This window comes from Rhizobium sp. M10, assembly GCF_002531955.1.
Taxonomy (GTDB): domain Bacteria; phylum Pseudomonadota; class Alphaproteobacteria; order Rhizobiales; family Rhizobiaceae; genus Rhizobium; species Rhizobium etli_C.
Genome location: NZ_NWTA01000027.1, coordinates 39,901 through 66,792, shown reverse-complemented (window position 1 = coordinate 66,792; position 26,892 = coordinate 39,901). Strand labels below are relative to the sequence as shown.

The 26,892-nt window shown below is 61.8% G+C and carries 26 protein-coding genes and 2 pseudogenes; 16 read left to right on the top strand and 12 right to left on the bottom strand.

From position 1 onward, the window contains the following. A pseudogene (locus CO671_RS28805) lies at positions 1 to 163 on the top strand (lipoyl synthase); the annotation flags it as partial. A gap of 210 nt (positions 164 to 373) precedes the next feature. Next, positions 374 to 457: pseudogene (locus tag CO671_RS28800) on the top strand (AAA family ATPase); the annotation flags it as partial. Positions 458 to 499: 42 nt separating this feature from the next. On the opposite strand, the gene CO671_RS28795 reads toward CO671_RS28800, so the two are convergent. Both CO671_RS28795 and CO671_RS28790 read right to left on the bottom strand, forming a co-directional pair. After that, the gene (locus CO671_RS28795; protein ID WP_097608811.1) at positions 500 to 946 is read right to left on the bottom strand and encodes a DUF1772 domain-containing protein; all 447 of its coding nucleotides are present in this window, start codon (positions 944 to 946) and stop codon (positions 500 to 502) included. A gap of 24 nt (positions 947 to 970) precedes the next feature. Continuing rightward, positions 971 to 1,339, bottom strand: a complete 369-nt coding sequence (locus tag CO671_RS28790) for an antibiotic biosynthesis monooxygenase family protein (protein WP_097608810.1) — start codon at positions 1,337 to 1,339, stop codon at positions 971 to 973. A gap of 97 nt (positions 1,340 to 1,436) precedes the next feature. Between CO671_RS28790 and CO671_RS28785 the strand changes: the two genes are divergently transcribed. The 3 genes from CO671_RS28785 (at position 1,437) to CO671_RS28775 (ending at position 3,018) form a co-directional block, all read left to right on the top strand. After that, positions 1,437 to 1,913 (top strand): MarR family winged helix-turn-helix transcriptional regulator, encoded by a 477-nt coding sequence (locus tag CO671_RS28785; RefSeq protein ID WP_097608809.1) that lies wholly within the window; start codon positions 1,437 to 1,439, stop codon positions 1,911 to 1,913. Further along, positions 1,894 to 2,424 (top strand): cytochrome b/b6 domain-containing protein, encoded by a 531-nt coding sequence (locus CO671_RS28780; RefSeq protein WP_010029399.1) that lies wholly within the window; start codon positions 1,894 to 1,896, stop codon positions 2,422 to 2,424. Before CO671_RS28785 ends, CO671_RS28780 begins: the two co-directional genes overlap by 20 nt. A gap of 141 nt (positions 2,425 to 2,565) precedes the next feature. Beyond that, positions 2,566 to 3,018: a type II toxin-antitoxin system RatA family toxin gene (locus CO671_RS28775; protein ID WP_097608808.1), complete on the top strand. Its 453-nt coding sequence runs from the start codon at positions 2,566 to 2,568 to the stop codon at positions 3,016 to 3,018. 18 nt (positions 3,019 to 3,036) lie between these two features. Here CO671_RS28775 and CO671_RS28770 read toward each other — a convergent pair whose 3' ends face one another. After that, positions 3,037 to 3,537, bottom strand: a complete 501-nt coding sequence (locus CO671_RS28770) for a CinA family protein (protein ID WP_097608807.1) — start codon at positions 3,535 to 3,537, stop codon at positions 3,037 to 3,039. Next, positions 3,537 to 4,754: a bifunctional 2-C-methyl-D-erythritol 4-phosphate cytidylyltransferase/2-C-methyl-D-erythritol 2,4-cyclodiphosphate synthase gene (locus tag CO671_RS28765; RefSeq protein ID WP_097608806.1), complete on the bottom strand. Its 1,218-nt coding sequence runs from the start codon at positions 4,752 to 4,754 to the stop codon at positions 3,537 to 3,539. Before CO671_RS28765 ends, CO671_RS28770 begins: the two co-directional genes overlap by 1 nt. Positions 4,755 to 4,897: 143 nt before the next feature. Between CO671_RS28765 and dusB the strand changes: the two genes are divergently transcribed. The 3 genes from dusB to ntrC are packed head-to-tail and all read left to right on the top strand — an operon-like array spanning position 4,898 to position 8,516. Further along, positions 4,898 to 5,917: a tRNA dihydrouridine synthase DusB gene (gene dusB, locus CO671_RS28760; RefSeq protein ID WP_097608805.1), complete on the top strand. Its 1,020-nt coding sequence runs from the start codon at positions 4,898 to 4,900 to the stop codon at positions 5,915 to 5,917. After that, positions 5,914 to 7,068 carry a nitrogen regulation protein NR(II) gene (locus CO671_RS28755; RefSeq protein ID WP_096477877.1) on the top strand — a complete coding sequence of 385 codons (1,155 nt, stop codon included), beginning with the start codon at positions 5,914 to 5,916 and terminating at the stop codon, positions 7,066 to 7,068. Before dusB ends, CO671_RS28755 begins: the two co-directional genes overlap by 4 nt. Then, positions 7,065 to 8,516: a nitrogen regulation protein NR(I) gene (gene ntrC, locus CO671_RS28750; protein ID WP_064802342.1), complete on the top strand. Its 1,452-nt coding sequence runs from the start codon at positions 7,065 to 7,067 to the stop codon at positions 8,514 to 8,516. The genes CO671_RS28755 and ntrC overlap by 4 nt, the downstream gene beginning before the upstream one ends. Before the next feature lie 510 nt (positions 8,517 to 9,026). On the opposite strand, the gene CO671_RS28745 is transcribed toward ntrC, so the two are convergent. Both CO671_RS28745 and CO671_RS28740 read right to left on the bottom strand, forming a co-directional pair. Next, positions 9,027 to 9,704, bottom strand: coding sequence for a cupin domain-containing protein (locus CO671_RS28745; RefSeq protein ID WP_097608804.1), 678 nt, complete (start codon positions 9,702 to 9,704; stop codon positions 9,027 to 9,029). Further along, entirely contained in the window at positions 9,691 to 10,218 is a 528-nt protein-coding gene (locus CO671_RS28740; protein WP_245423906.1) for a zinc-binding dehydrogenase, read from the bottom strand. Before CO671_RS28740 ends, CO671_RS28745 begins: the two co-directional genes overlap by 14 nt. 47 nt (positions 10,219 to 10,265) lie before the next feature. Between CO671_RS28740 and CO671_RS28735 the strand changes: the two genes are divergently transcribed. Together CO671_RS28735 and CO671_RS28730 are read left to right on the top strand one after the other, a co-directional pair. Continuing rightward, on the top strand, positions 10,266 to 10,514 hold the full coding sequence (locus tag CO671_RS28735) for a thioredoxin domain-containing protein (RefSeq protein ID WP_097608803.1): 249 nt from the start codon (positions 10,266 to 10,268) through the stop codon (positions 10,512 to 10,514). A gap of 155 nt (positions 10,515 to 10,669) precedes the next feature. After that, complete coding sequence (locus CO671_RS28730) at positions 10,670 to 11,659, top strand: aldo/keto reductase (RefSeq protein ID WP_097608802.1); 990 nt, start codon at positions 10,670 to 10,672, stop codon at positions 11,657 to 11,659. 75 nt (positions 11,660 to 11,734) lie between these two features. On the opposite strand, the gene CO671_RS28725 is transcribed toward CO671_RS28730, so the two are convergent. The 6 genes from CO671_RS28725 to CO671_RS28700 all read right to left on the bottom strand — a co-directional run bounded on the left by CO671_RS28725 (position 11,735) and on the right by CO671_RS28700 (position 18,524). Further along, positions 11,735 to 13,081 carry a D-serine ammonia-lyase gene (locus CO671_RS28725; RefSeq protein WP_097608801.1) on the bottom strand — a complete coding sequence of 449 codons (1,347 nt, stop codon included), beginning with the start codon at positions 13,079 to 13,081 and terminating at the stop codon, positions 11,735 to 11,737. Positions 13,082 to 13,113: 32 nt separating this feature from the next. After that, the gene (locus tag CO671_RS28720; protein ID WP_097608800.1) at positions 13,114 to 13,872 is read right to left on the bottom strand and encodes an amino acid ABC transporter ATP-binding protein; all 759 of its coding nucleotides are present in this window, start codon (positions 13,870 to 13,872) and stop codon (positions 13,114 to 13,116) included. Positions 13,873 to 13,897: 25 nt separating this feature from the next. Further along, positions 13,898 to 15,025, bottom strand: a complete 1,128-nt coding sequence (locus tag CO671_RS28715) for an amino acid ABC transporter permease (protein ID WP_097608799.1) — start codon at positions 15,023 to 15,025, stop codon at positions 13,898 to 13,900. Beyond that, positions 15,022 to 16,236 (bottom strand): ABC transporter permease subunit, encoded by a 1,215-nt coding sequence (locus CO671_RS28710; RefSeq protein WP_097608798.1) that lies wholly within the window; start codon positions 16,234 to 16,236, stop codon positions 15,022 to 15,024. Before CO671_RS28710 ends, CO671_RS28715 begins: the two co-directional genes overlap by 4 nt. 56 nt (positions 16,237 to 16,292) lie before the next feature. Then, positions 16,293 to 17,324: a transporter substrate-binding domain-containing protein gene (locus CO671_RS28705; protein ID WP_097608797.1), complete on the bottom strand. Its 1,032-nt coding sequence runs from the start codon at positions 17,322 to 17,324 to the stop codon at positions 16,293 to 16,295. 303 nt (positions 17,325 to 17,627) lie between these two features. After that, positions 17,628 to 18,524 carry a LysR family transcriptional regulator gene (locus CO671_RS28700; protein ID WP_097608796.1) on the bottom strand — a complete coding sequence of 299 codons (897 nt, stop codon included), beginning with the start codon at positions 18,522 to 18,524 and terminating at the stop codon, positions 17,628 to 17,630. Between the two features lie 122 nt (positions 18,525 to 18,646). Between CO671_RS28700 and glyA the strand changes: the two genes are divergently transcribed. The 6 genes from glyA (at position 18,647) to CO671_RS28670 (ending at position 26,830) form a co-directional block, all read left to right on the top strand. Next, positions 18,647 to 19,924 carry a serine hydroxymethyltransferase gene (glyA, locus tag CO671_RS28695; protein WP_097608795.1) on the top strand — a complete coding sequence of 426 codons (1,278 nt, stop codon included), beginning with the start codon at positions 18,647 to 18,649 and terminating at the stop codon, positions 19,922 to 19,924. Between the two features lie 88 nt (positions 19,925 to 20,012). Next, complete coding sequence (gene folD, locus CO671_RS28690; protein WP_097608794.1) at positions 20,013 to 20,909, top strand: bifunctional methylenetetrahydrofolate dehydrogenase/methenyltetrahydrofolate cyclohydrolase FolD; 897 nt, start codon at positions 20,013 to 20,015, stop codon at positions 20,907 to 20,909. 22 nt (positions 20,910 to 20,931) lie between these two features. Continuing rightward, positions 20,932 to 21,828 carry a formyltetrahydrofolate deformylase gene (gene purU, locus CO671_RS28685; RefSeq protein WP_097608793.1) on the top strand — a complete coding sequence of 299 codons (897 nt, stop codon included), beginning with the start codon at positions 20,932 to 20,934 and terminating at the stop codon, positions 21,826 to 21,828. Between the two features lie 392 nt (positions 21,829 to 22,220). After that, entirely contained in the window at positions 22,221 to 24,491 is a 2,271-nt protein-coding gene (locus CO671_RS28680) for a PAS domain-containing sensor histidine kinase (RefSeq protein ID WP_097608792.1), read from the top strand. Then, positions 24,481 to 25,845, top strand: coding sequence for a sigma-54 dependent transcriptional regulator (locus CO671_RS28675; protein ID WP_064683635.1), 1,365 nt, complete (start codon positions 24,481 to 24,483; stop codon positions 25,843 to 25,845). The genes CO671_RS28680 and CO671_RS28675 overlap by 11 nt, the downstream gene beginning before the upstream one ends. A gap of 121 nt (positions 25,846 to 25,966) precedes the next feature. After that, the gene (locus CO671_RS28670) at positions 25,967 to 26,830 is read left to right on the top strand and encodes a D-amino-acid transaminase (protein WP_097608791.1); all 864 of its coding nucleotides are present in this window, start codon (positions 25,967 to 25,969) and stop codon (positions 26,828 to 26,830) included. The last annotated feature ends 62 nt before the right edge of the window (positions 26,831 to 26,892 follow it).

Genomic DNA, 26,892 nt, shown 5'->3' with positions numbered 1-26,892 from the left:
CGTCACCCCCGACGAGTTCAAGTCCTACGAGACGGTCGCCTACAGCAAGGGTTTCCTGATGGTCGCCTCCAGCCCGCTGACCCGCTCCTCCCACCATGCCGGCGACGACTTCGCGCGGCTGAGGGCGGCTCGGGAAAAGAAGCTGTTGATGGCAGCCGAGTAAGATTTCGCAACCTTTCGCCGCGGTCAGGCTGCTGGCGATAATGTCTGCCAACCTCTCTTTCGTCATGCTCGGGCTTGTCCCGGCATCTGCCGCCGGTCGATGCGCAGCAGATACTCGGCACAAGGCCGAGGATGACGTCCAGTGAGAGTGAGGTTGGTGAACAAGCTGACCGCGGCGATTCTGCCGCGGTTCTTCTTTGGGCGGTCGCCGATGAAGAGTGCATCCGGGTTGAAATCGACGCTGGCCGAAGCCCGCCGTATCCTGGTGATCGGCTGCCCCGGCAGCGGTCGCTCAAAGCCGCACCGGGAAGAATGATTCTCGGCACGGCGTTTCCTTTCACCGGCTGAGAGCCCACACGCCGAGCGAGGAGGCGGCGAAGGCAAGGGCGATGCGGAAGTTGTGAACGAACAGCCAGGTATCGAGCTTCGCCGAAACCTGGTCGACGGCCACGGCCCTCGCGGCGAATGCGTTATTGCTTGGCGCAAAATAGGCCATCGTCAGCACGAGGATAGCGGCGATGCAGCCCGCCTCGGCAAGCCAGAGATTGCGGGTTGCCGCATTGTTCCAGTCGATCCAGAGCATGCCGGCCAGCCCGATCAGCGTTGGGATCACGACGAGTGGAATGGCGCGTTGGATAAAGCCGCCATACCTGCCGAACGAGTCAAGGAAATCGGCGGGAGGCAGGCTTTTCCAGTGTCCGCCAAGGATGATGCCGATGGCGAGCATGACGCCCCCGAACCCCGCGGGACCGGCGATTGCCATGATTCTGAACAGCAGTGACATGTGATTTCTTCCCTTTCATGGCCCTCAAGCTGCGCAGATGCCGGATACGGCGACCTTCTGAAACAGGTGCGGCCTAGCGACGGCGGATGCCGGATATGCAGCGACCTGGGCGCGGAAGTCGGGATGATTGAAGGCGGCTCGAAATGCCTCGTTCGATTCCCACACCGCATAGTTCAGGTAGGTCATGCTCTCGCCGAGTGCTCGATGAAGCTGAGTCGAGATGAAGCCCGGCTGTCGCTTCATAAACTCGGCATCGCGGCTCCAGACTTCGAGGAAAAGCGGCTCATCAGCGGGATCGAGCGTGAAGAGGTTGATCAGCACGACCGGGGCTGCATCGACATCGAGCTGGCGCTGGATCGGAAAATTCTCATCAAGCGGTTGTATGTGCGTCACTTCAGACTCCTTTCGTATTGGTGTAATGATGTCAATTTGGTGTGGTACATACATAATAACTTGACATGATGATGTCAATAGCAATATATGGTGACAAATGACTGAAGCGACGAGAACCACGATAGGCGACGCCTTGACGGAACTGATCCTTTCGATGTTTCGGGTGAATAACTTGACCTTGACCTGGGGAGACAGACTGGTGGCGGCCTATGGGCTGACCAGCGCACGCTGGCAGATCCTCGGGGCGATCGTCCATGCGGATCGGCCGCAGCCGGTGGCATGGCTGGCCCGAGACCTCGGCGCCAACCGTCAGAACGTGCAGCGCATCGTCAATGATCTGCACGGAGAAGGGCTGGTCGCCTTCGAACCCAATCCGCATCACCGGCGGGCGCAACTCGTCGTGCTGACCGACAAAGGACGACAAACCTACGATGCTGCGATCGCAGCCTACAACCCGCGCGTCAACGCCATGGCCGCGGGGCTTTCACTTGCCGAAATCCAAACCGCACATCGCGTCATGACGAGGCTGCGGCACAGTCTCGAAGGAGAAATTGATGCTGAAAAGCACGACTGAGCGCTACGGCGCCATCGCCGTCACCATGCATTGGCTGACCGCCATATTCTTGCTCGTTGCCTTGGTCTCCGGCTTCCGAGCAGGCAACATCGTCGAACCGGTCGCAAAGGCGGCGCTTCTTCGTGTTCATATCCCAGCGGCGATCATGGTTCTTCTGCTGACCGTGTGCCGCATCGTCTGGTGGTGGCTTTTCGACAGGAAGCCGCTGCCTGTTCAGGGCGCGCCCTTGTGGCAAGAGCGGCTGGCCCGCGCCGTGCATCTTGCCTTCTACGTGGTCATCCTCGGCATGATTGCGAGCGGCGTCGGCATGATCGCGCTGAGCGGCGCGGCGCAAGCCATATTCGGTGCCGGCACGGAACTGCCGAACTTCCACCTCTATCCGCCGCGCCTGCCGCATGGGCTTGGGGCAAATCTCCTGCTGGCTCTGCTTTCCGCACATGTTGGAGCGGCGCTGTTCCATCAGTTCGTCCGCAGCGACAGGTTGCTCCAGCGTATGTGGTATAGGCGCTGAGACCGAAAATCTGCATCTCGCCGCCCTGCTAGCGCTTGCGACGAGAAAGTCGCGCCGCCATCGCCCCGTTCTCGGCTAAAATCCCGCCGTCGGATGCGCCAGCTTCTTGATCTTCTTGGCGCAGCCGCTTAAGTGCCGCCTATGCCGCACTTCGAAACGCACCGTTCCGTCCCGCATACGCCCGACCAGATGTTCGATCTCGTTGCCGATGTCGAACATTATCCCGAGTTCCTGCCGCTTTGCGAGGCGCTGTCGGTCAGAAGCCGCAAGGAGCGTGACGGCAAGATCCTGCTCGTGGCCGATATGACCGTCGGCTACAAGGCGATCCGCGAGACCTTCACGACCCAGGTGCTCTTGAACCGGGCCGAGCGCGTCATCGAGGTCAAATATATCGACGGCCCGTTCAAATATCTCGACAATCGCTGGCATTTCGCCGAAACGCCGGCTGGCGGCTGCACCATCAATTTCTTCATCGATTACGAATTCAAAAGCCGCATCCTTGGCGCACTCATGGGCTCGATGTTCGACCGCGCCTTCCGCATGTTCACCGAAGCCTTTGAAACGCGCGCAAGCAAGATCTACGCTCCAGCCTGACGGGCGGTTGCAGGCACATCAGTGCGTGAGGAGCAAACGCAGCATCTCGAGTGCCGTCCGGACCGTTGCCAGCCGAACCTCGCTGCGGCCGATGTCGCCATAGAGCATTTTGCGGTGGATGAGCGCGCCGCCGCGCGATTTCGCGGCAAGATGCACGAGGCCGACCGGTTTGTCGGCCGATCCGCCGCCGGGGCCGGCAATGCCGGTGACGGCGACGGCGATGTCGGCGCGCGAGCGGAAGAGGGCGCCGTGCGCCATCTGCCGGGCGGTCTCCTCGGAGACTGCGCCGAAGCGCAGCAGCGTTTTCGCCTGCACCCCGAGCAGCTCGGTCTTGGCGCTATTCGTATAGGTGACGAAGCCGCGGTCGACGACGGCGGATGAGCCGGATATCTCCGTCAGCGCGCCTGATATCAGCCCGCCGGTGCAGGATTCGGCCGTGGACACCATCAGGCCTGCGGCGGTGAAGTCGCGGATAATCGCCGCTGCCGCCGAATGGATATCCTCGGGAAAGAGGCTCATCATTTCCTCCCGCGATAAACGACGGTCGCCGTGGCGATCGCCGCGATGCCTTCGCGCCGGCCGACGAAGCCGATCGTCTCGTTGGTCGTCGCCTTGACCGAGCAGCGCTCGAGATCGATGCCGAGATATTCCGACAGGTTCGCCCGCATGGCCTCGCGGTGCGGGCCGACCCTCGGCGCCTCGGCGATCAGCGAGACATCGGCATTCATGATCGTGCCGCCGCGTTCGCGCACGATCCGCGCGGCGTGCTCGATGAAGATTCGCGAAGCCGCCCCCTTCCATTGCGGGTCGGATGGCGGGAAATGATCGCCGATATCGCCGGCGCCGCAGGTGGCAAGCAACGCGTCGGTCAGCGCATGCAGCGCGACATCGGCATCCGAGTGGCCCTTGAGCTTCTGGTCGTGCGGAATGAATACGCCGCACAGCGTCACGCCGTCGCCCGCTTCGAGCTGGTGTACGTCGTAGCCATTGCCGGTGCGCACGTCGGGAAGCAGCGACACCGACAGCTTGTCGTCGGCCATGGCAATATCGCTCTTGACCGTGAGCTTGACGTTGTCGGCCGTGCCCTCGACGATCGTCACCGGAATGCCCAGCCATTCGGCGATCGAGGCATCGTCGGTGAAATCGCTGCGCCCGCTCGCCGCCGCCTTCTCATGCGCATCGAGAATCGTTTCGAAGGCGAAGGATTGCGGCGTCTGCGCCGCGTAGAGCTGCTCGCGCGAAACCGTCGTCAGAACCGTGCCGGCGCCATCTGCACGTTTCAGCGTATCGGTTACCGGCATGGCCGGCAGCACCGCCTGCGCGCCGCTTCCAAGTGTTTCGGCAATGCGGTCAAGAAGCGCGTGGTCGAAGAAAGGTCGCACTGCATCGTGGATCAGCACGTGGCTGACATGCTTGTCCTTGAGGTATCGAAGGCCGGCCAGCACCGATTGCTGCCGCGTCGGGCCGCCATGCACCATTTCGATCGGCGTTGCCGAAATGATATGGCGGAATGCCTTGGCAAACAGCGCCTCGTCATCGGGATGAATGACGACGACGATCTCGGTCGCCGGCTCCCATGTCATGAAGTTTTCAAGCGTATGGACGATAACCGGCTTGCCGCCGATCAGGCGATATTGCTTGGGACCTTCCTTGGAGGATCCGGCACGCTCGCCGCGGCCGGCGGCAACGATGACAATTCCAGCCGATATCGGTTGCTTGGACGGCATTTGCAGCATAAATCCCCTAAAATATGCGGAATTGACCGGAGTGCTCTAACCTCTTGCTTTGGCCTTTTCCAGCATCTGCCCGAAAAATATCGATTCCGATCCAAGCCCTCTTGGCAAAGCCATGGATCTATGGCTAAAAATAATGCAGTCCCATGGTGTGCCTGAAAGATAATCATTTGATTTCCAAGGACCTCGCAGCGCCTTTCCGAGTCGGAGATGTATCCGTGCGGAATCGCGTGGTGCTGGCGCCGATGTCCGGTGTGACGGACATGCCGTTCCGCGAGCTGGCCTGGCGCTTCGGCGCCGGCCTCGTCGTCACCGAAATGGTGGCGAGCCGCGAACTGGTCAACGACACGGCCGAATCCTGGTCGCGGCTCAGGGCGGCGGGCTTTCGGCCGCACATGGTGCAGCTTGCCGGCCGGGAGGCGCACTGGATGGCGGAGGCGGCCAAGATCGCCGCCGATCATGGCGCCGATATCATCGACATCAACATGGGCTGTCCGGCAAAGAAAGTGATCGGCGGCTACTCCGGCTCGGCGCTGATGCGCGATCCCGATCACGCGCTCGGCCTGATCGAAGCGACGGTCAAGGCCGTCGACATTCCGGTGACGCTGAAGATGCGCCTCGGCTGGGACGAGAATTCCATCAACGCGCCCGACATTGCGCGCCGCGCCGAAGCCGCCGGCATTCAGCTCGTCACCATTCATGGGCGCACCCGCATGCAGTTTTACGAAGGTCGCGCCGATTGGGATGCGATCCGTGCCGTTCGCGACGTCCTCTCCATTCCGCTGATCGCCAATGGCGACGTCGAAACCGCCGCGGATGCGCAGGAAATATTGCGACGCTCCGGCGCCGATGCCGTCATGATCGGCAGGGGCTGCCAGGGCAGGCCGTGGCATGCCGGCGTGCTTGCCGGTGCGGCGGAGCCGCGACGCGAAGACATTGCCGATATCGCCGTCGAGCATTACCGGATGATGCTCGATTTCTACGGCGAAGCGGTGGCGATCCGCCATGCCCGCAAGCATCTCGGCTGGTATCTCGAGCGTTTTGCGCCCGCACTGGCCGCCGGCGAGAAGGCTGCGATCATGACCTCGCGCGATCCGGGCGAGGTGGCCGCGCGCCTTTACGATGCGCTTGATGCAGCTCTTGTCGACAGCCGGGAGGCGGCATGACGAAGGATACGATATCTCCGCCCGATCAGACCGGCGGAACCGTTGCCATGGCCGTGCTGAACGCCATCCAGAACCCGGTTGTCATGGTTGACGAGTCCGGCTTCGTCGCCTTTGCCAATTGGGAGGCGGAGGCCTTTTTCGGCGCCAGCGCCTCGCATCTGGCGCGCTACCGGATCTCGACCTTCATCCCCTTCGGCAGTCCGCTGCTTGCCCTGATCGACCAGGTGCGCGAGCGCAAGGCGCCGGTCAATGAATATCGCGTCGATCTGAGCTCGCCCCGGCTCGGTCAGGACAAGCTCGTTGACCTCTATGTCGCCCCCGTGATCAGCGAGCCCGGCGCCGTCGTTATCGTCTTCCAGGAACGCTCGATGGCCGACAAGATCGACCGGCAGCTGACGCATCGCGCCGCTGCCCGCTCGGTCACCGGTCTCGCTTCGATGCTGGCGCATGAGATCAAGAACCCGCTCTCCGGCATCCGCGGCGCCGCCCAGCTGCTCGAACAGTCCGCGGTCGACGACGACCGGGCGTTGACCCGGCTGATCTGCGACGAAACCGACCGTATCGTCTCGCTGGTCGATCGCATGGAAGTCTTTTCCGACGAACGTCCTGTTGACCGCATGCCGGTCAATATCCATTCCGTGCTCGATCACGTGAAGGCCGTCGCCAAGGCCGGTTTTGCCCGCAACATCCGCGTGACCGAGAGTTATGATCCGTCGCTGCCGGCCGTCTATGCCAATCGTGACCAGCTCGTCCAGGTCTTCCTCAATCTGGTGAAGAACGCCGCCGAAGCGGTCGGGGACCGGCCGGACGGCGAGATCATGCTGACGACCGCCTATCGCCCCGGCATCCGCCTTTCCGTCGCCGGCACCCGCGAAAAGATCTCGCTGCCGCTGGAGTTCTGCGTCCACGATAACGGCCCCGGCGTTCCCGCCGATCTGCTGCCGCATCTCTTCGATCCCTTCATCACCACCAAGACGAACGGCAGCGGTCTCGGCCTGGCGCTGGTCGCCAAGATTATCGGTGATCACGGCGGCATCATTGAATGCGACAGCCAGAACAGCCGTACCACTTTCCGCGTTCTCATGCCGGCGTCAAAGGACGTTTCGCTCGAGGATGCTTCTTCCGTAAGCTCGACAGGACCTTCTCGATGACAGCCACGATCCTCGTTGCAGATGATGATGCGGCCATCCGGACCGTGCTCAACCAGGCTTTGAGCCGCGCCGGCTATGATGTGCGCATTACCTCCAACGCCGCTACCCTCTGGCGCTGGATTTCGGCGGGCGAGGGCGATCTTGTCGTCACCGACGTGGTGATGCCTGACGAAAACGCCTTCGACCTGCTGCCGCGCATCAAGAAGGCGCGTCCCGATCTGCCGGTCCTCGTCATGAGCGCGCAGAACACCTTCATGACCGCCATCAAGGCTTCGGAGAAGGGCGCCTACGACTATCTGCCGAAGCCCTTCGACCTGACCGAGCTGATCGGCATCATCGGTCGGGCGCTCGCCGAGCCGAAGCGCAAGCCCGCCAAGCTCGAAGAGGATATGCAGGACGGCATGCCGCTCGTCGGCCGCTCGGCGGCGATGCAGGAAATCTATCGCGTGCTTGCCCGCCTGATGCAGACGGACCTGACGCTGATGATCACCGGCGAATCCGGCACCGGCAAGGAGCTTGTCGCCCGCGCGCTGCATGATTACGGCAAGCGCCGCAACGGCCCCTTCGTCGCGATCAACATGGCGGCGATCCCGCGCGACCTGATCGAATCCGAGCTCTTCGGCCATGAGAAGGGCGCCTTCACCGGCGCGCAGACCCGCTCGACCGGCCGCTTCGAGCAGGCCGAAGGCGGCACGCTCTTTCTCGACGAAATCGGCGACATGCCGATGGATGCCCAGACCCGGCTTCTGCGCGTGCTGCAGCAGGGCGAATACACCACCGTCGGCGGCCGCACGCCGATCCGCACTGACGTGCGCATCGTCGCCGCCACCAACAAGGATCTGAAGCAGGCGATCAACCAGGGCCTCTTCCGCGAGGATCTCTACTACCGCCTCAACGTCGTGCCGCTGCGCCTGCCGCCGCTGCGCGACCGCGCCGAGGACATCCCCGATCTGGTGCGCCATTTCATCCAGCAGGCCGAAAAGGAAGGCCTCGGCTCCAAACGCTTCGATCAGGAAGCGCTGGAACTGATGAAGGCCTATGCCTGGCCGGGCAACGTGCGCGAGCTGGAGAACCTCATCCGCCGCCTGATGGCGCTCTATCCGCAGGACGTCATCACCCGCGAGATCATCGACGCCGAGCTGCGCTCCGACGTGCCCGACAGCCCGATCGACAAGGGGCCGATCCGCAACGGATCGATGACGATCGCGCAAGCCGTCGAGGAGAACATGCGCACTTATTTCGCCAGCTTCGGCGAAAACCTGCCGCCGCCCGGCCTCTATGACCGGGTGCTGACCGAAATGGAATATCCGCTGATCCTCGCTGCGCTTACGGCAACGCGCGGCAACCAGATCAAGGCGGCCGATCTTCTTGGCCTCAACCGCAACACATTGCGCAAGAAGATCAGGGAACTCGGCGTCTCTGTTTATCGAAGCTCCCGCACCGCCTGAAAAAGGCGGTGAGCCCCTCGTTGGCCCACCGCCTCCTCCTCCCAGTATCCGCCGCCACGGTCGGGAACAAAACCAAATCTATCCCAGCCCCGCCACGGTTTGTATCTGCGCCGGCAAACAAAAGCGCAGTGTCATTTGATGGTCACATAGTATTTGAGAGCTATTGTTTGCCGCCGGGCAAATGTCATTGAAGTTGCTGCGCTCGCCGCCACCGCGCCTGTGGATAAGCTGTGGATAACAGGTGGATGGTATGGCTGGTCAGTGGGCGATAAGGTTCTCGATTTCATCAGGATGTTGCTCATCCGTTCCGCGTGTCGCTATCGCCGTTGCGCCCCGAAATGAGGTTTGGGGGCGGTGACGGGCAGCTCTCTCAGATCAGCGTGATGAACGACTGCTGACACGCCCATCTCGCAGCGGCAACGGCGCCGACAAGGAAGCCAGTTTCAGTCACGCTCGTCTCGCTGCCGGCCATAACAGCCAGCCGAAGACGCCGAGCACGGAGGTGCCCCGCTACGATCGTAGTTTCAAAACATCGGCGGGCTGCAACGGTGCGTCTTTGATCCAGGCATAGGCACCCTCCGGACCGGCGCTCGCCATCAGGTTTTCGCCTTGAGGCAGTCGCATCCAGCTCTGGGGTCGAAGTCGCTCCGTTCCAACGGACAGTTCACCTTCAAGAACCAGCAGCTCCAATCCACGATGATTCGAAAGTTTGATCGAGGCGCTGTGATCCCACCTTTGAAGATAGACCTGCTCATGACCGTCATCGAACAGGATCGTTGCGGTGACGGCATCGTTTTGAAGTCCAGGCTCTCCTTCACCCGGTCTGCGCACGATTTGCGCCTCGTCGCCCTCGCGAAACTGCCAGAGCTTGACGAAGATGGTGCACCCGTCAGCGGATGCCGGCGCATGCGACGTACCCGGCGGATTGCGGAAGTATGATCCGGCCGGGAAATGGCCGTGTTCGTCCTCGAATATGCCATCGAGCACCAATATTTCCTCACCGCCCGTGTGGGTATGAGACGGAAATACGCTGCCTGCGGCATAGCGGACAATCGAGGTCGCCCGAGCCACTTCCTCGCCGACGCGATAAAGCATCCGGCGATCGACCCCGCGAACCGGACTGGCAACCCAATCCAGTTTCGCGGCGTGCACGACCGTCGGCTTGGTGAAATCATCATTCAGACGCATCGGTTTTCTCCATGGTCAACACCACCCGAAACTTGAGCCCACCGGACTTCACCTTTTCGAAGGCGCTCGCGGCCTGTTCGAACGGCATCGTCTCGAACTGGGGACGCACGCCAACGAGGACGGAAAAGTCCAAGGTTTTTTCGTTCTCGAAAGGCGTCCCGGTGATCGAGCCCAACACGCTGCGCTCACCGCCGACCAGCGGTCCTGATGACACCGCCAAAGGGTCCTTTCCGATTCCGAGGACGACGAGCCGGCCTTGAGCCGCATTCCCCGGGATGAGTGCCGAAACCATCTGGAGATCTCCAATGGTGGAAATAACGGCCTTCGCACCACCCAGGCGCTGCAGACATTCTACTGCGTTTTCCCTCGCGGCATCGATATAATCATATGCTCCAAGCGATCTGGCGTCGTCAGCAATGTCGTCGCCCCGTCCGATGGCAATCACCTTGAAACCCATCTTGCGGGCATACTGCAGCGCCATGTGGCCAAGACCGCCTATGCCGACAATCGCCACGACGTCGCCGGCTTCTGCACCACACGGCGGCTATGCCGAGATGATGATTGCCCACATCACAGGAGAAGACGATCCGCGATATCGCCGCATCGACTGGTATCGATAGGCCTGCTTTCGACCGGTTGATTTCTGATCGATCAATCCTCGACGGCTTGAATAAACTCACGTCTCAGGCGCGCGAAGACTTCAAGGTCGAGGTTACACCGACGTTCTTCGTCAACGGCAAGAAGTTCACCGGCGCACAATCGGTCGAGGAAATGAGAGCCAATATCGAGGAGGCATCAAAACCGCATTGAGCGTCTTTCTCAGGGCTGGTTTAAGCAGCTTGTTGCGCCGAGGCTCGCATATCGTTGTTCATGCCATAGATTAAGCCGATCGGTCGTTGATCGATCGTCTGATGTCGAGGCCGGTTGCCGGCCGGCACATGTTCATAAATTGCGGGAGCTGCATGATGGAATATCGTCGTTTGGGAAAGTCGGGCCTGCAGGTGAGCGAGTTCTCCTTCGGCTCATGGGTCACTTTCGGCAAGCAGGTGAACGGCGGCGACGCCGTCGACCTCATGAGGCTTGCCTACGATAACGGGGTGAACTTCTTCGACAATGCCGAAGGCTACGAAAGCGGCAAGTCCGAGCTCGTCATGGGCGAGGCGCTGAAGGCGCTCGGTTGGAGCCGCGACAGCTTCGTCGTCTCCAGCAAGGTTTTCTGGGGAGGGGAGAAGCCGACGCAGCGCGGCCTGTCGCGCAAGCATGTGACCGATGCCTGCCATGCGGCGCTGAAGCGGCTTCAGGTCGACTATCTCGACCTCTATTTCTGCCATCGCCCTGACATCGATACGCCGATCGAGGAAACGGTCCGGGCGATGCACGATCTCGTCGCCCAGGGCAAGGTGCTCTATTGGGGTACGTCGGAATGGTCGGCGCAGCAATTGACGGAAGCCTATGCCGTGGCCCGGGACCTGCGCATCACGCCGCCGACCATGGAGCAGCCGCAATACAACATCTTCGAGCGCCAGAAGGTCGAAGCCGACTATCTGCCGCTCTACGACCTGATTGGCCTCGGCACCACTATCTGGTCGCCGCTTGCCTCGGGCGTTCTGACCGGCAAATACAATAACGGCGTGCCGGCCGACAGCCGTATGAACCTGCCCGGCTATGAATGGCTGAAGGAGAAGTGGTCGAGCGACGCCGGGCGCGCCCAGCTCCAGCAGGTCGGCCAACTCGCAAAACTCGCCGATGAGATCGGCCTGTCGATCACCCATCTCGCCCTTCTGTGGTGCCTCGCCAATCCCAACGTCTCCACAGTCATTCTCGGCGCCTCACGCGCCAGCCAGCTGCAGGACAACCTTGCGGCCCTCTCGCACCGGCACAAGATGACACCTGAGGTGATGGAGCGGATCGATGCGATTGCCGGAAACAAACCAGAGGGCCCGCGTCGATTTTAGTTGGAACGAGGCGCTCCGGGGCTGGCTTCGCTTGGCCAGCTCCGGAACGCAAACCGGGTTAAAGGCAGTCCGAGGTCATTGGTTGTTTCGATCGGACGGCGCAGCAATGGCTTCCGCCTGATCGAGGAAGTACTGGAACTGCTCCTCCGGAACGAATGAACCGCCAGTTGTCCAGAGCACGTGCGTCGCCCGCGACATCTTCTCCTCGATGCCGTGCAGGGTTTGGAAACGACGGCCTTCCCCATGGCGCAAGAGGAAGTCCGGGCCGAGCAGGGCGGCGGCGGCCGAAGGCTCCAGCTTCTGCCCTTGGGTGATCCAAGCCATGCGAAGCAGCTTGAACAGATCGTTGTCGGCGGCGGTGTAGACGCCGGCGAGCATCTCTCGCATCACTTTGGCCACGAAGGCCGACATGCGGGCGACGGCCATGCCGTCGGCTTCGGTCTTGTTGGTCAGGCCGACGTCATAGACCGACACCAGCTCCTGCGAGCCCGACATCATGTGGACGAGGGCGCAGGGCGACTGCACCGGCTCGACGAAGAAGGCGTGCACATTGTCGCCGAAGATCGCCTTGGCGCCGAAGGCGACGCCGCCCGGTGCGCCGCCGATGCCGCAGGGCAGGTAGAGGAAAAGCGGATTTTCCTCGTCGATCGTGATCCCACGCTCGTCGAGCTGCGCTGCCAGCTCCGACGCCGCTGCGCTGTAACCGAGGAACAGGTGCCGAGACTGCTCGTCGTCGACGAAATAGATCGTCGGGTCGGAGTCGGCGATGTCGCGGGCGTTTTCGACGGCGGTCGTGTAGTCGGCCTCGTGCTGGATGACATCGACGCCGAGCTTCCGCAGGCGCTCGACTTTCCAGGCCTTGGCGTCGGACGACATGTGGACCCTGGCTTTGAAGCCGAGCGCGCGCGCGGCGATGCCGACGCTCAAGCCGAGATTGCCGGTGCTGCCCACCGCCACGGTATGGCCCGAAAATAACGAGCGGGCTTCTTCCGTTGCCAGCGTCCGGATATCCTCGCCGTCCCCGAGCAATCCCTTCTGACGGGCGAGGCCTTCGGCAAAGAGGAAAACTTCGTAGACGCCGCCGCGAGCCTTGATAGAGCCGGCAACCGGCAGATGGCTGTCGGCCTTGATGAAGACGTTGCCGAACTCTCTCGTTCGATAGCCGAGCGGCTCGCGGAGTTCCTTGAGTTCCACCAGTTCCGAGCGGATCTCGCCGCCCGTATCCTTCAGTTCCGGAAAGCATTCGGCAAGAAGCGGCGCCAAGCGCTGCCAGTTCAGGCGCGCGCTCTGCACGTCGGCCGGCGAAACCGGCAGGTCCGAGGTGTCGATCGCCTGTTTCCTATAGGAAGGATTGAGCCAGAGGGTGGGTCGGCCCGCGAGAACATCGTCGCGAGCGGGATCACTGGGCAGTATCGTGTTCATGGACATTTCCGTTCGTGAGCCGGGCTCGGTGGTCAGTGTCTTAGGACGCGCGCGAGAAAAGAGCGAGCCCGGTCGTTTTTCGGATTGTCGAAGAACTCGTCCGGTTTCCCGATCTCGATGATCGAGCCCTGGTCGATGTAGACGACGCGGTCGGCGACCTCTCTTGCAAACCCCATTTCGTGCGTCACGACCATCATCGTCATGCCCTCGGTGGCCAGTTCCCGCATGACGTCGAGGACCTCACCGACCATTTCCGGATCAAGCGCGCTGGTGGGCTCGTCGAACAGCATCAGATGCGGCTCCATGGCGAGCGAACGGGCGATGGCCACACGTTGCTGCTGGCCGCCGGACAGCTGGCCCGGATATTTGTGCGCATGCGCCTTGAGGCCGACGCGGTCGAGGAGCTTCATGGCGATCGCTTCGGCCTCTTCGCGCGACTTTTTGCGGACCCGCATCGGCGCGATGGTGATATTGTCCAGCACGGTCTTGTGCGGGAACAGGCCGAATTGCTGGAATACCATGCCGACGCCCTTGCGGATCGCCGCGAGTTCGCGTTCTCCGCCAAGCTTCCGGTCGGCCTCGACGGGCATGTCATAGCCGTCCACGACGAGGCTGCCGTTCTGGTACATTTCGAGGCCGTTGACGCAGCGAATGAGGGTCGATTTTCCTGAGCCGCTGGCCCCGAGGATGACCATGACTTCGCCGCGTGTGACGGCGAGATCGATGTCCTTGAGCACATGGTGAGCGCCGTAGAACTTGTTCATGCTTTTCATTTCGACGATGGCGTTCATCGTGACTTCTCCGTGTTGGAACAGCTCAGCGGGCACTCGTTGCCATATGGTCTTCGAGCTTTCTGGCGGCATAGGTGATCATCGAGCCGACCAGGAAATAGGTGACGAGCAGGAACGAGAGGACTTCGAAAGTCCGGTCGCCATATTGTGGGTTCGCCAGGATCATCTGCCCCGCGCGGAGAAAATCCGTGAGTCCGATGATGAAGACGAGCGGCGCGGAGTTGAAGATGTCGAGCACGTTGCCGACCAGAGGCGCGACCACCACCCGGAGCGCCTGTGGTAGAACGATCGAGCGGTTGATGTCGAATTCGCTGATGCCGAGAGACCCTGCCGCCTCGGTCTGGGCGCGCGGAACCGCCTGAAGGCCGCTTCGCACATATTCGGCGACGTAGGCGGAATAGAAGATGGTGAAACCGATCATGCCGCGCGCGACGTCGGCCAGCCCCCACTGGGGCGCAAGGACCGGCATGAGGATCCAGATCCAGTAGACGACGAGGATGAGCGGCACCGACCGCATGACCTCGATGTACCAGGTGCAGATGATCCTGAGACTTGAGAGCCGGCTCTGCCGTCCGAACGCGAGCAGGATGCCGATCGGCAGAGACAGCACCGACGTCACCAGCGTCAGCAGGACGCTGAGAAGAAGTCCGCCCCAGAGCCCCACGCCCGGAGGGGCCATGACCGCCACGACGACGATGAAGCCCGTAAACGCCGCAGCAGGCATCGCCTTTCTGGACAATGGCACATACGACGTCAGCACCCATCCCAGCGAAGTCGCGACAACGACGCCTGCCGCAGACAGTGCGTTCCCCGGATCGCCGTGATCGACGATCAAAAGCAGCAAGGGGACGAGAACGAGAACCAGCCCATGGTGGCGTTTGAACGAAAACACGCAGCCGAGGCCAGCGCCGAGGATCGCTCCGATGATCGCCGAGGCCGTCCATGCGCGCCACGCCTGATCGGCTGGAAAGACGCCGATCATCAACACCCGCAGGCTCTGCACGATGATGTCCCACCTGGCGGTGGCGAGCGCCCAGTCAAGGATCAAATAGGCGAGCCAGAGCGCGCCGTGAATGACCAGCAGCGACAGGGCGACGTCGAAAGGCTTTCCAAACAGGTTGTGACGGGTCCACTTTATTGAGGTGGCGATCATTGCGACACTCCCATGGGGTTAAGACGGCGGTTCGCCCAGTACACGGCCGAACTGATGATCCAGCTGAGGATCAGGTAGGACGCCATGACGATGATGATGCCTTCAAGGCTGTGACCGGTCTGATTGGCGATTGTCCCGTAGATGTTGAACAGATCCGGATAGCCGACCGCGATCCCGAGCGCGGTGTTCTTGGACAGGCTGATATACTGGTTGCCGAAGGAAGGGAGAACGACGCGGAACACTTGAGGAAGGATGATGTCGTTGACGGTGTCGCGCCGGCTGAGTCCCAGCGATCCGGCGGCTTCCCACTGGGCCTTCGGAAGAGCGTCGATCGCGCCGCGAACGGTTTCGGCAATGAAGGAAGCGCTGTTCACGACGATCGCAAGCAGGAGCGCCGCCATCTCCGGGCTGATGCTGGTTCCGCCGCTGGCCTTGAACTTGTTGGCGACGGGGAAATTCGCGGTCATCCCGCCGGTCGCGACCAGCAGCCCGAGGCAGACGACCGCTGCGGCGACGCATATCCGGCGTGCTCCACGGACGGGGTCGAATAGTGCGCCCAGGACCGATACTCCGGTGGCGGTGACGAGGATCAGCGAAAGGGTGGATGCGCCTCCGGTCCAGGACAGCGTCGGGACGTATATGCCTTGCTGGCTGACGATAAGGCCGCCGTAGAGCTTTGCTGCAGACGCCATTGGCGGAAAGCGCAGCACGACGGCGAAGTACCAGAAGACAAGCTGTATGAGCAGCGGCGTATTGCGGACGAACTCCACGATCCAGAAACAGAGGTTTCTGACCACCCAGTTCGTGGAGAGACGGCCAACGCCGAGCATCGTTCCGAGGATCGTGCTGAGGATGATCGCCAGCAGTGCGATCTTGGCGGTGTTGAAGATGCCTGTAACGAAAGCCGACGCGACCGGCATGTCCGAAGAGAACTGGGCGAGGTTGGGGACGAAGCCTTCACCTGACGTCAGCGTCCAGCCTTCGCTGATATCGAAGCCGGCGGTGTTGGCAAGAAACGAGAAGCTGAACCGTATGCCCTTCTCGGCAAGGCCCGCCTTGACCGCGTAGGCCAGCATGCCGAGCAGCACGACGACCAGAGCGACGATTGCCAACTGGATCGTCTCGTGCCGGATGCGATTGCGCAGGCGCCGCGACCGCAGCCTATCGCGCTCTGCCATGCCGTGGATCGCCCTCGTTTCGTGGATTGTCATGTTCAGGCTCCAAGAGCTTGGGGGGCGAAACGTTGTGGTTCCGACCCCCGCCGGCATCAGTTCCAGAGCGGCGAGTAGATTGCGCCACCCTGCGTCCACAAGGCGTTCGGTGTGCCCTTGCGGTCGAGATACATCTTGGTCTTCGGACCGAGGTTGCGATCATAGGCCTCGCCGTAGTTGCCGACGGCCTTGATCGCCTGAGCAATGAAGTCGTCGGAGAGGCCGAAGTCCTTGCCGTAGCCGCCGCCGACGCCGAGGAACTTCTGAATGAACGGATCTTCGCTCTTCAGCTTTTCGGCCAGATTGGCCTGGGTGATCTCGGACTCCTCGGCCTGGAAGAGGCCGTATTCGATCCAGCGCAGCGCGTTGCGCCACTTGGAGTCGTTGGCAGCCACGAAGCCGCCGAATGGGGACTTGTCGAGCGTATCCGGAAGGATCAGATAGTCGGCTGGCTTCGGTGCATTCCCCGCCCAGGCGGCAAGGGCTGATTTGTCGGTGCTCATCGCATTGCAACGACCCGAGTTGAGAGCGGAGAAAAGCTTTTCGAGGTTTTCATAGGTCAGGACCTTGGAGTCCTTCCAACCGCGCGCCTTGAAGGCAGCAGCCAGAACGGTCTCGGTGGCCGATCCCTGGGTGGTGCAGATTGTTGCACCGTCGAGGTCTGCAAACTCCTTGATACCGGTATCAGTTTTCACCATGAGGCCGGTGCCGTCGTAGAAGTTGATCGGCAGAAAATCGATCGCGATTGACGATTCGCGCGCCGGTTTGATCGTGGTGTGGGCGAAGACGACATCGACCTGGCCGGTAAGGACCGCGTCAAAGCGGCTCTTGTCGGTTACCGTGATGAACTTGATCTTCGAGGCGTCGCCGAGAACGCCGGCGGCAACCGCCTTGCAGAAGTCGACGTCGAGCCCTTCCATCTGTCCGGTCGCGGTATTGAGATACCCGAAACCGGGAGCGGTGTTGTCGGTGCCGCAGTTGAGCACACCGCGCTGCTTGACCGTGTCGAGAACGGAAGCGGAAGCATTGGCAGCCGTGAACGCGACGCCTGCCAAAACGCCGGCAGTCAGGATTTTCAGTAGATTCATCGAGGTTCCCCTTTCGGATCGCATGGTGACGGTGACGCCAAATCAATGAGCGATGGCTCGATCGAAGTCCGGTAAGACGCAGGAGGCGTTATCGCCATTCTGAATGCGTCGTTCCCACTATTGGCCAAGGTCTGCGTGCGATCCTCGCTCCCAGTCCCATCAATTGGCAGATGGACAGTAGGAGCGGGGTATCTTCAAATCTACTTAATTCTCCTGAGGTGATACATTAGGAAATCTGTTGGTTTATTGAATCCGATGAGAGAGTTTTGTCGGCATGCGGCTCGTTGCGCTGACACCCTAGCGTCAAGCGAGCGGCGGCTTCTCGGCCATTCGGTCAAGGAACGCCTGCAGGGCCGGACTGCGCTTTTCCTCCTTCCGGAAGGCGATAAATATCCTCCGGCGGATTTCCGGAACGAGCCTGCACACCCAGACGTCCTCGAGATCATAGCTGGCGCGCAGGCCGGGCAGGATCGAGATGCCGTAATTCTGCCGGATCAGCGCGATGGTCACTTCGAAACCTTTGCACCTTGCGACGATGTTGGGCTTGAATCCCGCTTCCTGACAGGCTTCCACCAGCATCCTCGTATAGGTGTCGGAAGCGGTGTCGATCGCCCACCGCTCATCCCCAAGCTCATGCAGGCCAACGGTCGGCCGCTCCGAAAGCCTGTGATCCCTGGAAACCATGACGTTGAAGACGTCCTCCATCAGGAAGATCGTCTCGATGTTGGGATCGAGCGCGCCGGTCGGTATGTTCAGGTCATCGATAATCGCGACGTCCGTCTGCCAGCTTCGCAGCGCGGCAACGCTTTCGCCCGGCTCCATTTCTTCGAACTGGACGGTGAGGTGAGGGTGTCGGTCGGCGAGATCGTAGACGACCTTCGGAATGACGGCGGCCGCCACGGAAGGAAACGCCGCCACCCGAAGCTCGCCGGAAACGACGCTTTTCAATTCGGCGATGTCTGCTTTCGCGGATTCGATTTCGATGAGGATCTTCTCTGCCCGTAGCACGAGCTGCTGGCCGGCGGGTGTCATGACAACGCCCCGGCCGCGGCGCTCGACGAGCCGTATGCCGACCTCTTCTTCGAGAAGCGCAATTTGCTGCGACACGGCCGACGGCGAGACGTGCAAGGCTTCTGCCACCGCGGCCATGGTCTTGCGGATCGACAGTTCACGAAGTGCCCGCAGACGTCCGACGTCCATATCGACCTCCTCACAACTCCCGAATCATTAGCATGTCTGAACGCATAAGCAAATATTATTAACTTTTTCTGGTGTTTCGATCGATCTAGGTTCCCCAAAATTCGAGGAATTGGAGAACTCAGATGACCAACGGTGCAAGGGTGCATTTCAACACCACCGTCCAGGAAGTGGATCCGCTCGTCGCCGATGCCCTCGCGTCCGAGCGGGCCCGACAGCAGGACCAGATTGAGCTCATCGCTTCGGAGAATATCGTCAGCCGTGCGGTTCTGGACGCCTTGGGGCATGAGATCACCAACAAGACACTCGAAGGTTATCCGGGCAACCGTTTTCACGGTGGCGGACAGTTCGTCGACATTGCCGAGCAGGCCGCGATCGACCGCGCCAAGCAGCTATTCAATTGCGGCTACGCCAACGTCCAGCCGCACTCGGGAACACAGGCTAACCTCGCGGTCTTCTTCCTGCTGCTGAAGCCAGGCGAAAGGGTGCTGTCGCTCGACCTTGCGGCCGGCGGCCACCTATCGCACGGCATGAAGGCGAACCTGTCGGGCCGCTGGTTCGACGCCAACAATTACAGCGTCAACCCGCAGAACGAGGTCATCGACCTTGATGAGATGGAACGCATCGCCGAAGAAATCCGCCCGAAGCTGCTGATCACCGGTGGTTCGGCATATCCGCGCGAACTCGACTTCGAGCGCATGTCGAAGATCGCAAAGAAGGTCGGCGCCCACTTCCTGGTTGATATGGCCCACATCGCCGGCCTCGTTGCAGGCGGCGTCCATCCTTCGCCATTCCCGCATGCCGACATCGTCACATGCACCACGACCAAGACGTTGCGCGGTCCGCGTGGCGGCCTGATCCTCACGAACAACGAGGAATGGTACAAGAAGCTGCAGGCGGCAGTGTTTCCCGGCGTCCAGGGATCGCTGCACAGCAACGTCCTGGCCGCCAAGGCGATCTGCCTGGGTGAAGCTCTCCGCGACGATTTCAAGCTCTATGCCCGCCAGGTCGTGGCCAACGCCAAAGTTCTCGCCGAAACGCTTGCGGATCGCGGCGTTCGCATCGTTTCAGGCGGCACCGACACCCATATCATCCTGCTCGATCTGTCGAGCAAGGGACTGCTTGGAAAACAGGCTGAGACGCTGCTCGCCAAGGCGAACATCACATCCAACAAGAACCCGATCCCCGGCGACAGTCCCCGTCCTCCGGAGTGGGTCGGCATGCGCCTCGGTTCGTCCGCAGCGACGACGCGCGGCCTGAGGGAGGAGGAATTCCGGGTTCTCGGCCATGTCATCGCAGACCTCATCGACGCCGAAACAGAGGGCAGGACCGACGAGATCGTCGGAACCGCCCGGGCGAAGATCGCGGAACTGACCGAGAAGTTCCCGGTCTACGGCCACTAAGGCAACGTACCCAGGATGCGGAAATGCCCGCCCACATCTCCGGCCGCGGCATTGTGCTGGTTCGAGCTTGGATGCAATGGAGCACACCATGGGAATGGACAGATTCACACGCGCCGCAAACATCGACGGCAAGGAGTATGCAGCAGGGCTCATCGAGCGCATCAAGGCCGATGTCGAAACGCTGAAGGCAACGACTGGGGCCGTTCCCGGTCTGGCCGTCGTTCTGGTGGGACACGACCCGGCAAGCGCAATCTACGTGAGTTCAAAGCACCGTCAGACGGTTGCCGCCGGGATGAGGTCCTTCGAATATCGGCTTGCTCAGGAAACCACGCAGGGCGAATTGCTCGACCTCGTGCATCGCCTCAACGACGACCCGGAAGTGCATGGAATTCTTGTGCAGTTACCGCTGCCAGCGCATTTGGATCCGAACGCCGTGATCCAGGCCATCAATCCCGACAAGGATGTCGACGGCTTCCATGTGTCGAACGCCGGCCGCCTTGCAACGGGCAACCCGGCTTTGGTTCCCTGCACTCCTCTCGGCTGCATGATGCTGATCAAGGATACGCTCGGCGAGAACCTCTCCGGCCTTCATGCCGTCATCGTCGGCAAGTCCAACATCGTCGGAAAGCCAATGGCGCAGATGCTGATGAACGCCCATTGCACCGTCACGATTGTTCATTCGCGGACAAGGAACGCCGCGGAGCTCTGCCGGACGGCCGACATTCTTGTTGTCGCGGCCGGTCGGGCGGGCCTCGTTCGTGGTGACTGGATCAAGCCTGGCGCCGTCGTGATCGACGTCGGCATCAATCGGATCCAGGACGGCGAAAAATCGCGGATCGTCGGTGACGTGGCTTATGGCGAAGCCGGCCACGCGCGCGCCATCACGCCGGTGCCGGGCGGCGTCGGCCCGATGACGATCGCGTGCCTCCTATCCAATACGCTCACCGCATTCCGCCGCCATCACGCGATGATCGCCGCGGCCTGAGACGACGAACAAGGATATAGACATGACCATCACGGCTCCTCGCTACGCTCTGCGTGTCGCATGCCCGTCGATCCGCGGCGTGACGGCCGCCATCGCCGGCTATCTCTCCCAGAACGGCTGCAACATCTCCGACAGCGCGCAATTCGACGACGCCGACACCGGCCGATATTTCATGCGGATCAGCTTCCAGCCACATGACGGACATACGCTTGACCAGCTTCACCAGGGCTTCGAGCCGATCGCCGGGAAGTTCGAGGCGAGAGCCGAATTTTTCGATGAGAGCGAGAAGAAGAAGGTGATCCTTATGGTGAGCCGCTTCGGACACTGCCTGAACGATCTCCTCTACCGCTGGCGCATCGGGGCGCTGCCGATCGACATCGTCGGGGTGATTTCCAACCACACCGACTACCAGCGGGTCGTCGTGAACCACGATATCCCGTTCCACTGCATCAAGGTGACTAGGGAAAACAAGCCGGAGGCCGAGGCGAAGCAGATGCAGATCGTCGAGGACTCAGGCGCTGAACTCATTGTGCTGGCCCGCTACATGCAGGTCCTGTCCGACGACATGTGCCGCAAGATGTCCGGCAGGATCATCAACATCCACCATTCGTTCCTGCCGAGCTTCAAGGGCGCCAATCCCTACAAGCAGGCGTTCGAACGGGGCGTAAAGCTCATCGGCGCGACGTCGCACTACGTCACCGCAGACCTCGACGAAGGGCCGATCATCGAGCAGGACATCGTCCGGGTCACCCATGCACAGAGCGGCGAGGACTATGTCAGCCTCGGCCGCGACGTCGAAAGCCAGGTGCTCGCCCGGGCCATCCACGCCCACATCCATGGCCGGGTGTTCATCAACGGCAACAAGACCGTCGTCTTCCCAGCTTCACCCGGCTCTTACGCGTCGGAACGCATGGGTTGATCGCCAGCTTAAGGGAGAGCTTCGAGTTTAGCGAAGGCGGTGACGCGATCTGTGGCTAAAACCGGTTCCTTAGATTCGCGGAAATTTCCGGACGTTCAAAATCCCTTGCTCAGCCAATGACGATGGGGCAAGTTTGTCAAACGCCGGCAGACGAGCGGGCCTAACAATATGCCTGGGCAACACCCTGTTGTGACGGTCCGAAGGCTAGGCGCGGCTTGACAACGTGACAAGGCGCGTTGCATTTTCGCCACAATGCGTTGCTTAAAGGTCACGCAAGGGTTTTGGACATTTCGCTCCCGATCGAGTCGTTCCGACGCTGGCTTTCTTAAGCCGGCGTTGTTTGGTTTCGATCGGCGGGCAGGGCGGCAGAGTGCCGTCCGAAGAGAGGCCGAATGACGCAGGATGGGGTAGCGCCGGCGGCGGCGGGCGAGGCGGTGACGACGGTGACCGATCGCCGCGCCCTTTTCGCCGTGCCCGGCCTCGTGCTCGCCGGCGGCGCGCTTCTCTGCGCCACGATCACGCTTTTCGTGCTGCTCGGCCTCACGCCGATTGCGCCGACATCGCATGTCGTCATCACCTCGGTGATCGTCAATTCCTTCTTCGTGCTGACCCTGCTGGCGCTGATCGGCCGCGAGGTGGCGAGGCTGCTCAAAGCCCGCACCCGGGGCAGGGCGGCGGCACGCCTGCACATCCGCATCGTCGTGCTCTTCTCGATCGTCGCGATCACGCCGGCGATCCTCGTCGCCATCTTCGCCAGCATCACGCTGAATGCCGGCCTCGACCGCTGGTTTGCGCTGCGCACCCAGTCGATCGTCAGCTCGTCGCGCAATATCGGCCAGGCCTACATGATGGAGAACGCCAGCTACCTGCAGGGGCAGACGGTTTCCATGGCCAACGACCTGGAGCGCAACCGCGCCCTCTACAGTCTCGACCGGACGGGCTTTGCGGAGTTGATGACGCGCCAGGCGAGGGGCCGCGGCCTGCTCGGCGCCTTCCTTGTCGAAAGCGATGGTTCGGTGGTCGTCCAAGCCGATATCACCACGGAAAAACCGTTGCCGGCCATTCCGCAGGACGCGCTGCAAAAGGCAGCGGCGGGCCAGCCGACGCTGATCCCGCCCGGCGTCACCAACCTTGTCGGCGCCATCATCAAGCTCGATGCCATCCAGGGCACCTTTCTCTATACGGTGCGCGCGGTCGATCCCAAGGTCATGGGCGCCATGCGCATGATGGAGGAGAACGCCACCGAATACCGCTCGATGGAGGCCAATCGTTTCTCCCTGCAGGTCGCCTTCGCGGTTCTCTACATCGGCTTCGCGCTGATCGTGCTCTTGGCAGCGATCTGGACGGCAATTGCCGTTGCCGACCGCATCGTCCGGCCGATCCGGCTGCTGATCACCGCGGCCGACAGCGTCGCCTCGGGCAATATGGATATCGTCGTGCCGGTGCATGCCGTCGATGGCGATGTCGCCAATCTGTCGCGCACCTTCAACAAGATGATCTCGGAAATCCGCACCCAGCGCGACGAGATCCTCGAGGCCAAGGATGAGGTCGACGACCGCCGGCGCTTCATCGAGGCGGTGCTGTCTGGTGTTACCGCCGCTGTCATCGGCGTCGAACAGGACCGCCGCATCGCCATCGTCAACAGCTCGGCCGAAACGCTGATGTCGCTGTCGGCCGAGGCGATGCTCGGCAAGCAGCTGGCCGATATCGCCCCCGAGGTCGATCAGGTGCTGACCGAGGCGGCGGTGCGCCACCGCGGCGATTTCCGCAAGCAGATCGCGCTGGTGCGCGGCGGCACGGTGAGGACGCTGAGCGTCCAGGTGACGCGCGAAGAGGTGCGCGACATGAGTGAATCCTACGTGATCACGCTCGACGACATCACCGACCTCGTCATCGCCCAGCGCTCGACCGCCTGGGGGGACGTGGCACGGCGCATCGCCCATGAGATCAAGAACCCGCTGACGCCGATCCAGCTGTCGGCCGAGCGCATTCAGCGCCGCTACGGCAAGCAGATCGACCAGGACGACCGGGCCGTGTTCGACCAGTGCACCGATACGATCATCCGCCAGGTCGGCGATATCGGCCGCATGGTCGACGAATTCTCCGCCTTCGCCCGCATGCCGAAGCCGACCAAGGAGCCGAGCGACCTGCGCGATATTCTGCGCGACGCGATCTTCCTGCGCGAGATGGGCAACAATCATGTCACCTTCGAGCGGGATTTCGGCGACCAGCCGCTGGAGGGCTTGTTCGACAGCCGCATGCTCGGCCAGGCCTTCGGCAATCTCATTAAGAATGCCGTGGAAGCGATCGAGGCGGTTCCGAGCGACGAGCGCGACGAGCGCAAAATCCTCGTCCGGGCCGCCCTCGATGCCGGCCGCGACCGCTTCACCGTCGACGTGATCGACAATGGCCGCGGCCTGCCGGTTGAGAACCGCCACAGCATTCTGGAACCCTATATGACGATGCGCGAGAAGGGCACCGGCCTTGGCCTCGCCATCGTCAAGAAGATCATCGAGGAACATGGTGGGCAGCTGGAGCTGCACGATGCGCCCGCCGATTTTGACCGGGGAAGAGGGGCCATGATCCGCGTGCATCTGCCACGCCGGGATCCGACGCCTGCCGCTCCCGCAGCCAATGACAAGGAAAGCGTTTATGGCCTCTGATATTCTCGTCGTCGATGACGAGCACGATATTCGCGAGATCGTTTCCGGCATTCTCTCGGACGAGGGACACGAGACGCGCACGGCCCATGACAGCGACAGCGCGCTGGCGGCGATCTCCGACCGCGTGCCGCGGCTGATCTTCCTCGATATCTGGATGCAGGGCAGCAAGCTCGACGGCCTGTCGCTGCTGGACGAGATCAAGACCCGCCATCCCGATCTGCCGGTCGTGATGATCTCGGGCCACGGCAACATCGAGACCGCCGTCTCGGCGATCAAGCGCGGCGCTTTCGATTTCATCGAAAAGCCGTTCAAGGCCGACCGGCTGATCCTGATTGCCGAACGGGCGCTGGAAAATTCCAAGCTGAAGCGCGAGGTTTCCGAGCTGAAGCGGCGCACCGGCGATGCCCTGGAACTGATCGGCACCTCGGTCGCCGTTTCGCAGTTGCGTCAGACGATCGAGAAGGTGTCGCCTACCAACAGTCGCATCATGATCCTCGGCGCCTCCGGCTCCGGCAAGGAGCTGGTGGCGCGGATGATCCACAAGAAGTCGGCGCGCGCCAACGGCCCCTTCGTCGCGCTGAACGCCGCCAACATCACGCCCGATCGCATGGAAGTGGCGCTCTTCGGCACCGAGGGCACGCCCGGTCAGGCGCGCAAGATCGGCGCGCTCGAGGAAGCCCATCGCGGTATCCTCTATCTCGACGAGGTCGGCGAGATGCCGCGCGAGACGCAGAACAAGATCCTGCGCGTGCTGGTCGACCAACAGTTCGAGCGGGTCGGCGGCTCCAAGCGCGTCAAGGTCGACGTCCGCATCATCTCTTCGACCGCCTATAATCTCGAAAGCCGCATCGCCGAGGGCTGGTTCCGCGAAGATCTCTACCATCGCCTCGCCGTCGTGCCGGTGCGTGTGCCGGCGCTTGCCGAGCGGCGCGAGGATATTCCTTTTCTCGTCGACCAACTGATGCGGCAGATTTCCGAACAGGCCGGCATTCGCCCGCGCCGGATCGGCGACGACGCCATGGCCGTGCTGCAGGCGCATGACTGGCCGGGCAATATCCGCCAGCTGCGCAACAATATCGAGCGGCTGATGATTCTCGCCCGCACCGACGGGCCGGACGCGCCGATCACCGCCGATATGCTGCCGACCGATCTCGGCGACATGCTGCCCAAGGTTTCGGCCAAGAACGACTATCACATCATGACGCTGCCGCTGCGCGAAGCCCGCGAAATGTTCGAGAAGGATTACCTGATCGCCCAGATCAACCGCTTCGGCGGCAATATCTCGCGCACCGCCGAATTCGTCGGCATGGAGCGTTCGGCGCTGCACCGCAAGCTGAAGTCGCTCGGCGTCTAGAGCATGATGCCGAAAAGTGTCAGCGGTTTTCGGGCAACATCATGCTCCACTTTTTGATTTACTAGGTGCGACGCGGGCCGCGCCGTATCCCTTTATCGCTTCCCGGAAGACCAGGTTTCCCATGCCGAGAATTGCCTATGTGAACGGCCGTTACGTCAAGCATTCCGATGCCAGCGTCCATATCGAGGACCGCGGCTACCAGTTCGCCGACGGCGTCTACGAGGTCTGCGAGATCCGTCACGGCTATATCGTCGACCTCACGCGCCATCTGAACCGTCTCGACCGGTCGCTCGGTGAGCTCAGCATCGCCTGGCCGATGAGCCGGGCGGCGCTGACGCAGGTCATTCGCGAGACCTTGCGCCGCAACCATGTGCGCAACGGGCTTTTCTATATGCAGGTGACGCGCGGCGTCGCGCGGCGCGATCATGTCTTCCCGGTCGAGGGCACGCCGCCGTCGCTTGTCATCACTGCCAAGAGCACCGATCCCAAGATCATCGCGGCCAAGAATGCCAACGGCATCAAGGCGATCACCGTCACCGACAACCGCTGGGACCGCGTCGACATCAAGTCGGTCGGCCTGCTGCCGAACGCCATGGCCCGCCAGCAGGCCAAGGAGGCTGGCGCCCAGGAGGCGATCTATGTCGACGGCGACGGCATGGTGAAGGAAGGGGCGGCAACCAATGTGTGGATCGTCGATAAGGACGGGACGCTGGTGACGCGGCCTGCCGAACACGGCATCCTGCGCGGCATTACCCGTACCACATTGATGGATGTCGCAGCGAAGCTGGGCCTGAAGATCGCCGAGCGGAATTTCTCCGTTTCAGAGATGCTCGCAGCCCGCGAGGTTTTCCTGACGGCAGCCACAAGTATTTGTTTTCCGGTCGTTTCCATCGATGGCCAGGCCATTGCCAACGGCCATCCCGGCAGCGTCTCGCAGAAAGTCCGCGAAGCCTTTTTCGACGTTGCGGAAAAGATTGCGATTTGATACCAAGATTTGCTGGACAGGTGGAATGAGGGTGCCGCCGGTCTTGCATGGTGAGGTTGATT

Bases quoted from the DNA above. Each gene is read 5' to 3' on its own strand.
- CO671_RS28775 (WP_097608808.1), top strand. From the start codon at position 2,566: ATGCCGCACTTCGAAACGCACCGTTCCGTCCCGCATACGCCCGACCAG.
- CO671_RS28795 (WP_097608811.1), bottom strand. From the start codon at position 946: ATGTCACTGCTGTTCAGAATCATGGCAATCGCCGGTCCCGCGGGGTTC.
- folD (WP_097608794.1), top strand. From the start codon at position 20,013: ATGGGAATGGACAGATTCACACGCGCCGCAAACATCGACGGCAAGGAG.
- CO671_RS28675 (WP_064683635.1), top strand. From the start codon at position 24,481: ATGGCCTCTGATATTCTCGTCGTCGATGACGAGCACGATATTCGCGAG.
- CO671_RS28755 (WP_096477877.1), top strand. From the start codon at position 5,914: ATGACGAAGGATACGATATCTCCGCCCGATCAGACCGGCGGAACCGTT.
- ntrC (WP_064802342.1), top strand. From the start codon at position 7,065: ATGACAGCCACGATCCTCGTTGCAGATGATGATGCGGCCATCCGGACC.
- CO671_RS28765 (WP_097608806.1), bottom strand. From the start codon at position 4,754: ATGCTGCAAATGCCGTCCAAGCAACCGATATCGGCTGGAATTGTCATC.
- CO671_RS28720 (WP_097608800.1), bottom strand. From the start codon at position 13,872: ATGAACGCCATCGTCGAAATGAAAAGCATGAACAAGTTCTACGGCGCT.
- CO671_RS28785 (WP_097608809.1), top strand. From the start codon at position 1,437: ATGACTGAAGCGACGAGAACCACGATAGGCGACGCCTTGACGGAACTG.
- CO671_RS28700 (WP_097608796.1), bottom strand. From the start codon at position 18,524: ATGGACGTCGGACGTCTGCGGGCACTTCGTGAACTGTCGATCCGCAAG.
- glyA (WP_097608795.1), top strand. From the start codon at position 18,647: ATGACCAACGGTGCAAGGGTGCATTTCAACACCACCGTCCAGGAAGTG.
- CO671_RS28710 (WP_097608798.1), bottom strand. From the start codon at position 16,236: ATGACAATCCACGAAACGAGGGCGATCCACGGCATGGCAGAGCGCGAT.
- CO671_RS28725 (WP_097608801.1), bottom strand. From the start codon at position 13,081: ATGAACACGATACTGCCCAGTGATCCCGCTCGCGACGATGTTCTCGCG.
- CO671_RS28780 (WP_010029399.1), top strand. From the start codon at position 1,894: ATGCTGAAAAGCACGACTGAGCGCTACGGCGCCATCGCCGTCACCATG.
- CO671_RS28730 (WP_097608802.1), top strand. From the start codon at position 10,670: ATGGAATATCGTCGTTTGGGAAAGTCGGGCCTGCAGGTGAGCGAGTTC.
- CO671_RS28715 (WP_097608799.1), bottom strand. From the start codon at position 15,025: ATGATCGCCACCTCAATAAAGTGGACCCGTCACAACCTGTTTGGAAAG.
- CO671_RS28680 (WP_097608792.1), top strand. From the start codon at position 22,221: ATGACGCAGGATGGGGTAGCGCCGGCGGCGGCGGGCGAGGCGGTGACG.
- purU (WP_097608793.1), top strand. From the start codon at position 20,932: ATGACCATCACGGCTCCTCGCTACGCTCTGCGTGTCGCATGCCCGTCG.
- CO671_RS28705 (WP_097608797.1), bottom strand. From the start codon at position 17,324: ATGAATCTACTGAAAATCCTGACTGCCGGCGTTTTGGCAGGCGTCGCG.
- CO671_RS28745 (WP_097608804.1), bottom strand. From the start codon at position 9,704: ATGCGTCTGAATGATGATTTCACCAAGCCGACGGTCGTGCACGCCGCG.
- dusB (WP_097608805.1), top strand. From the start codon at position 4,898: ATGGTGTGCCTGAAAGATAATCATTTGATTTCCAAGGACCTCGCAGCG.
- CO671_RS28770 (WP_097608807.1), bottom strand. From the start codon at position 3,537: ATGAGCCTCTTTCCCGAGGATATCCATTCGGCGGCAGCGGCGATTATC.
- CO671_RS28670 (WP_097608791.1), top strand. From the start codon at position 25,967: ATGCCGAGAATTGCCTATGTGAACGGCCGTTACGTCAAGCATTCCGAT.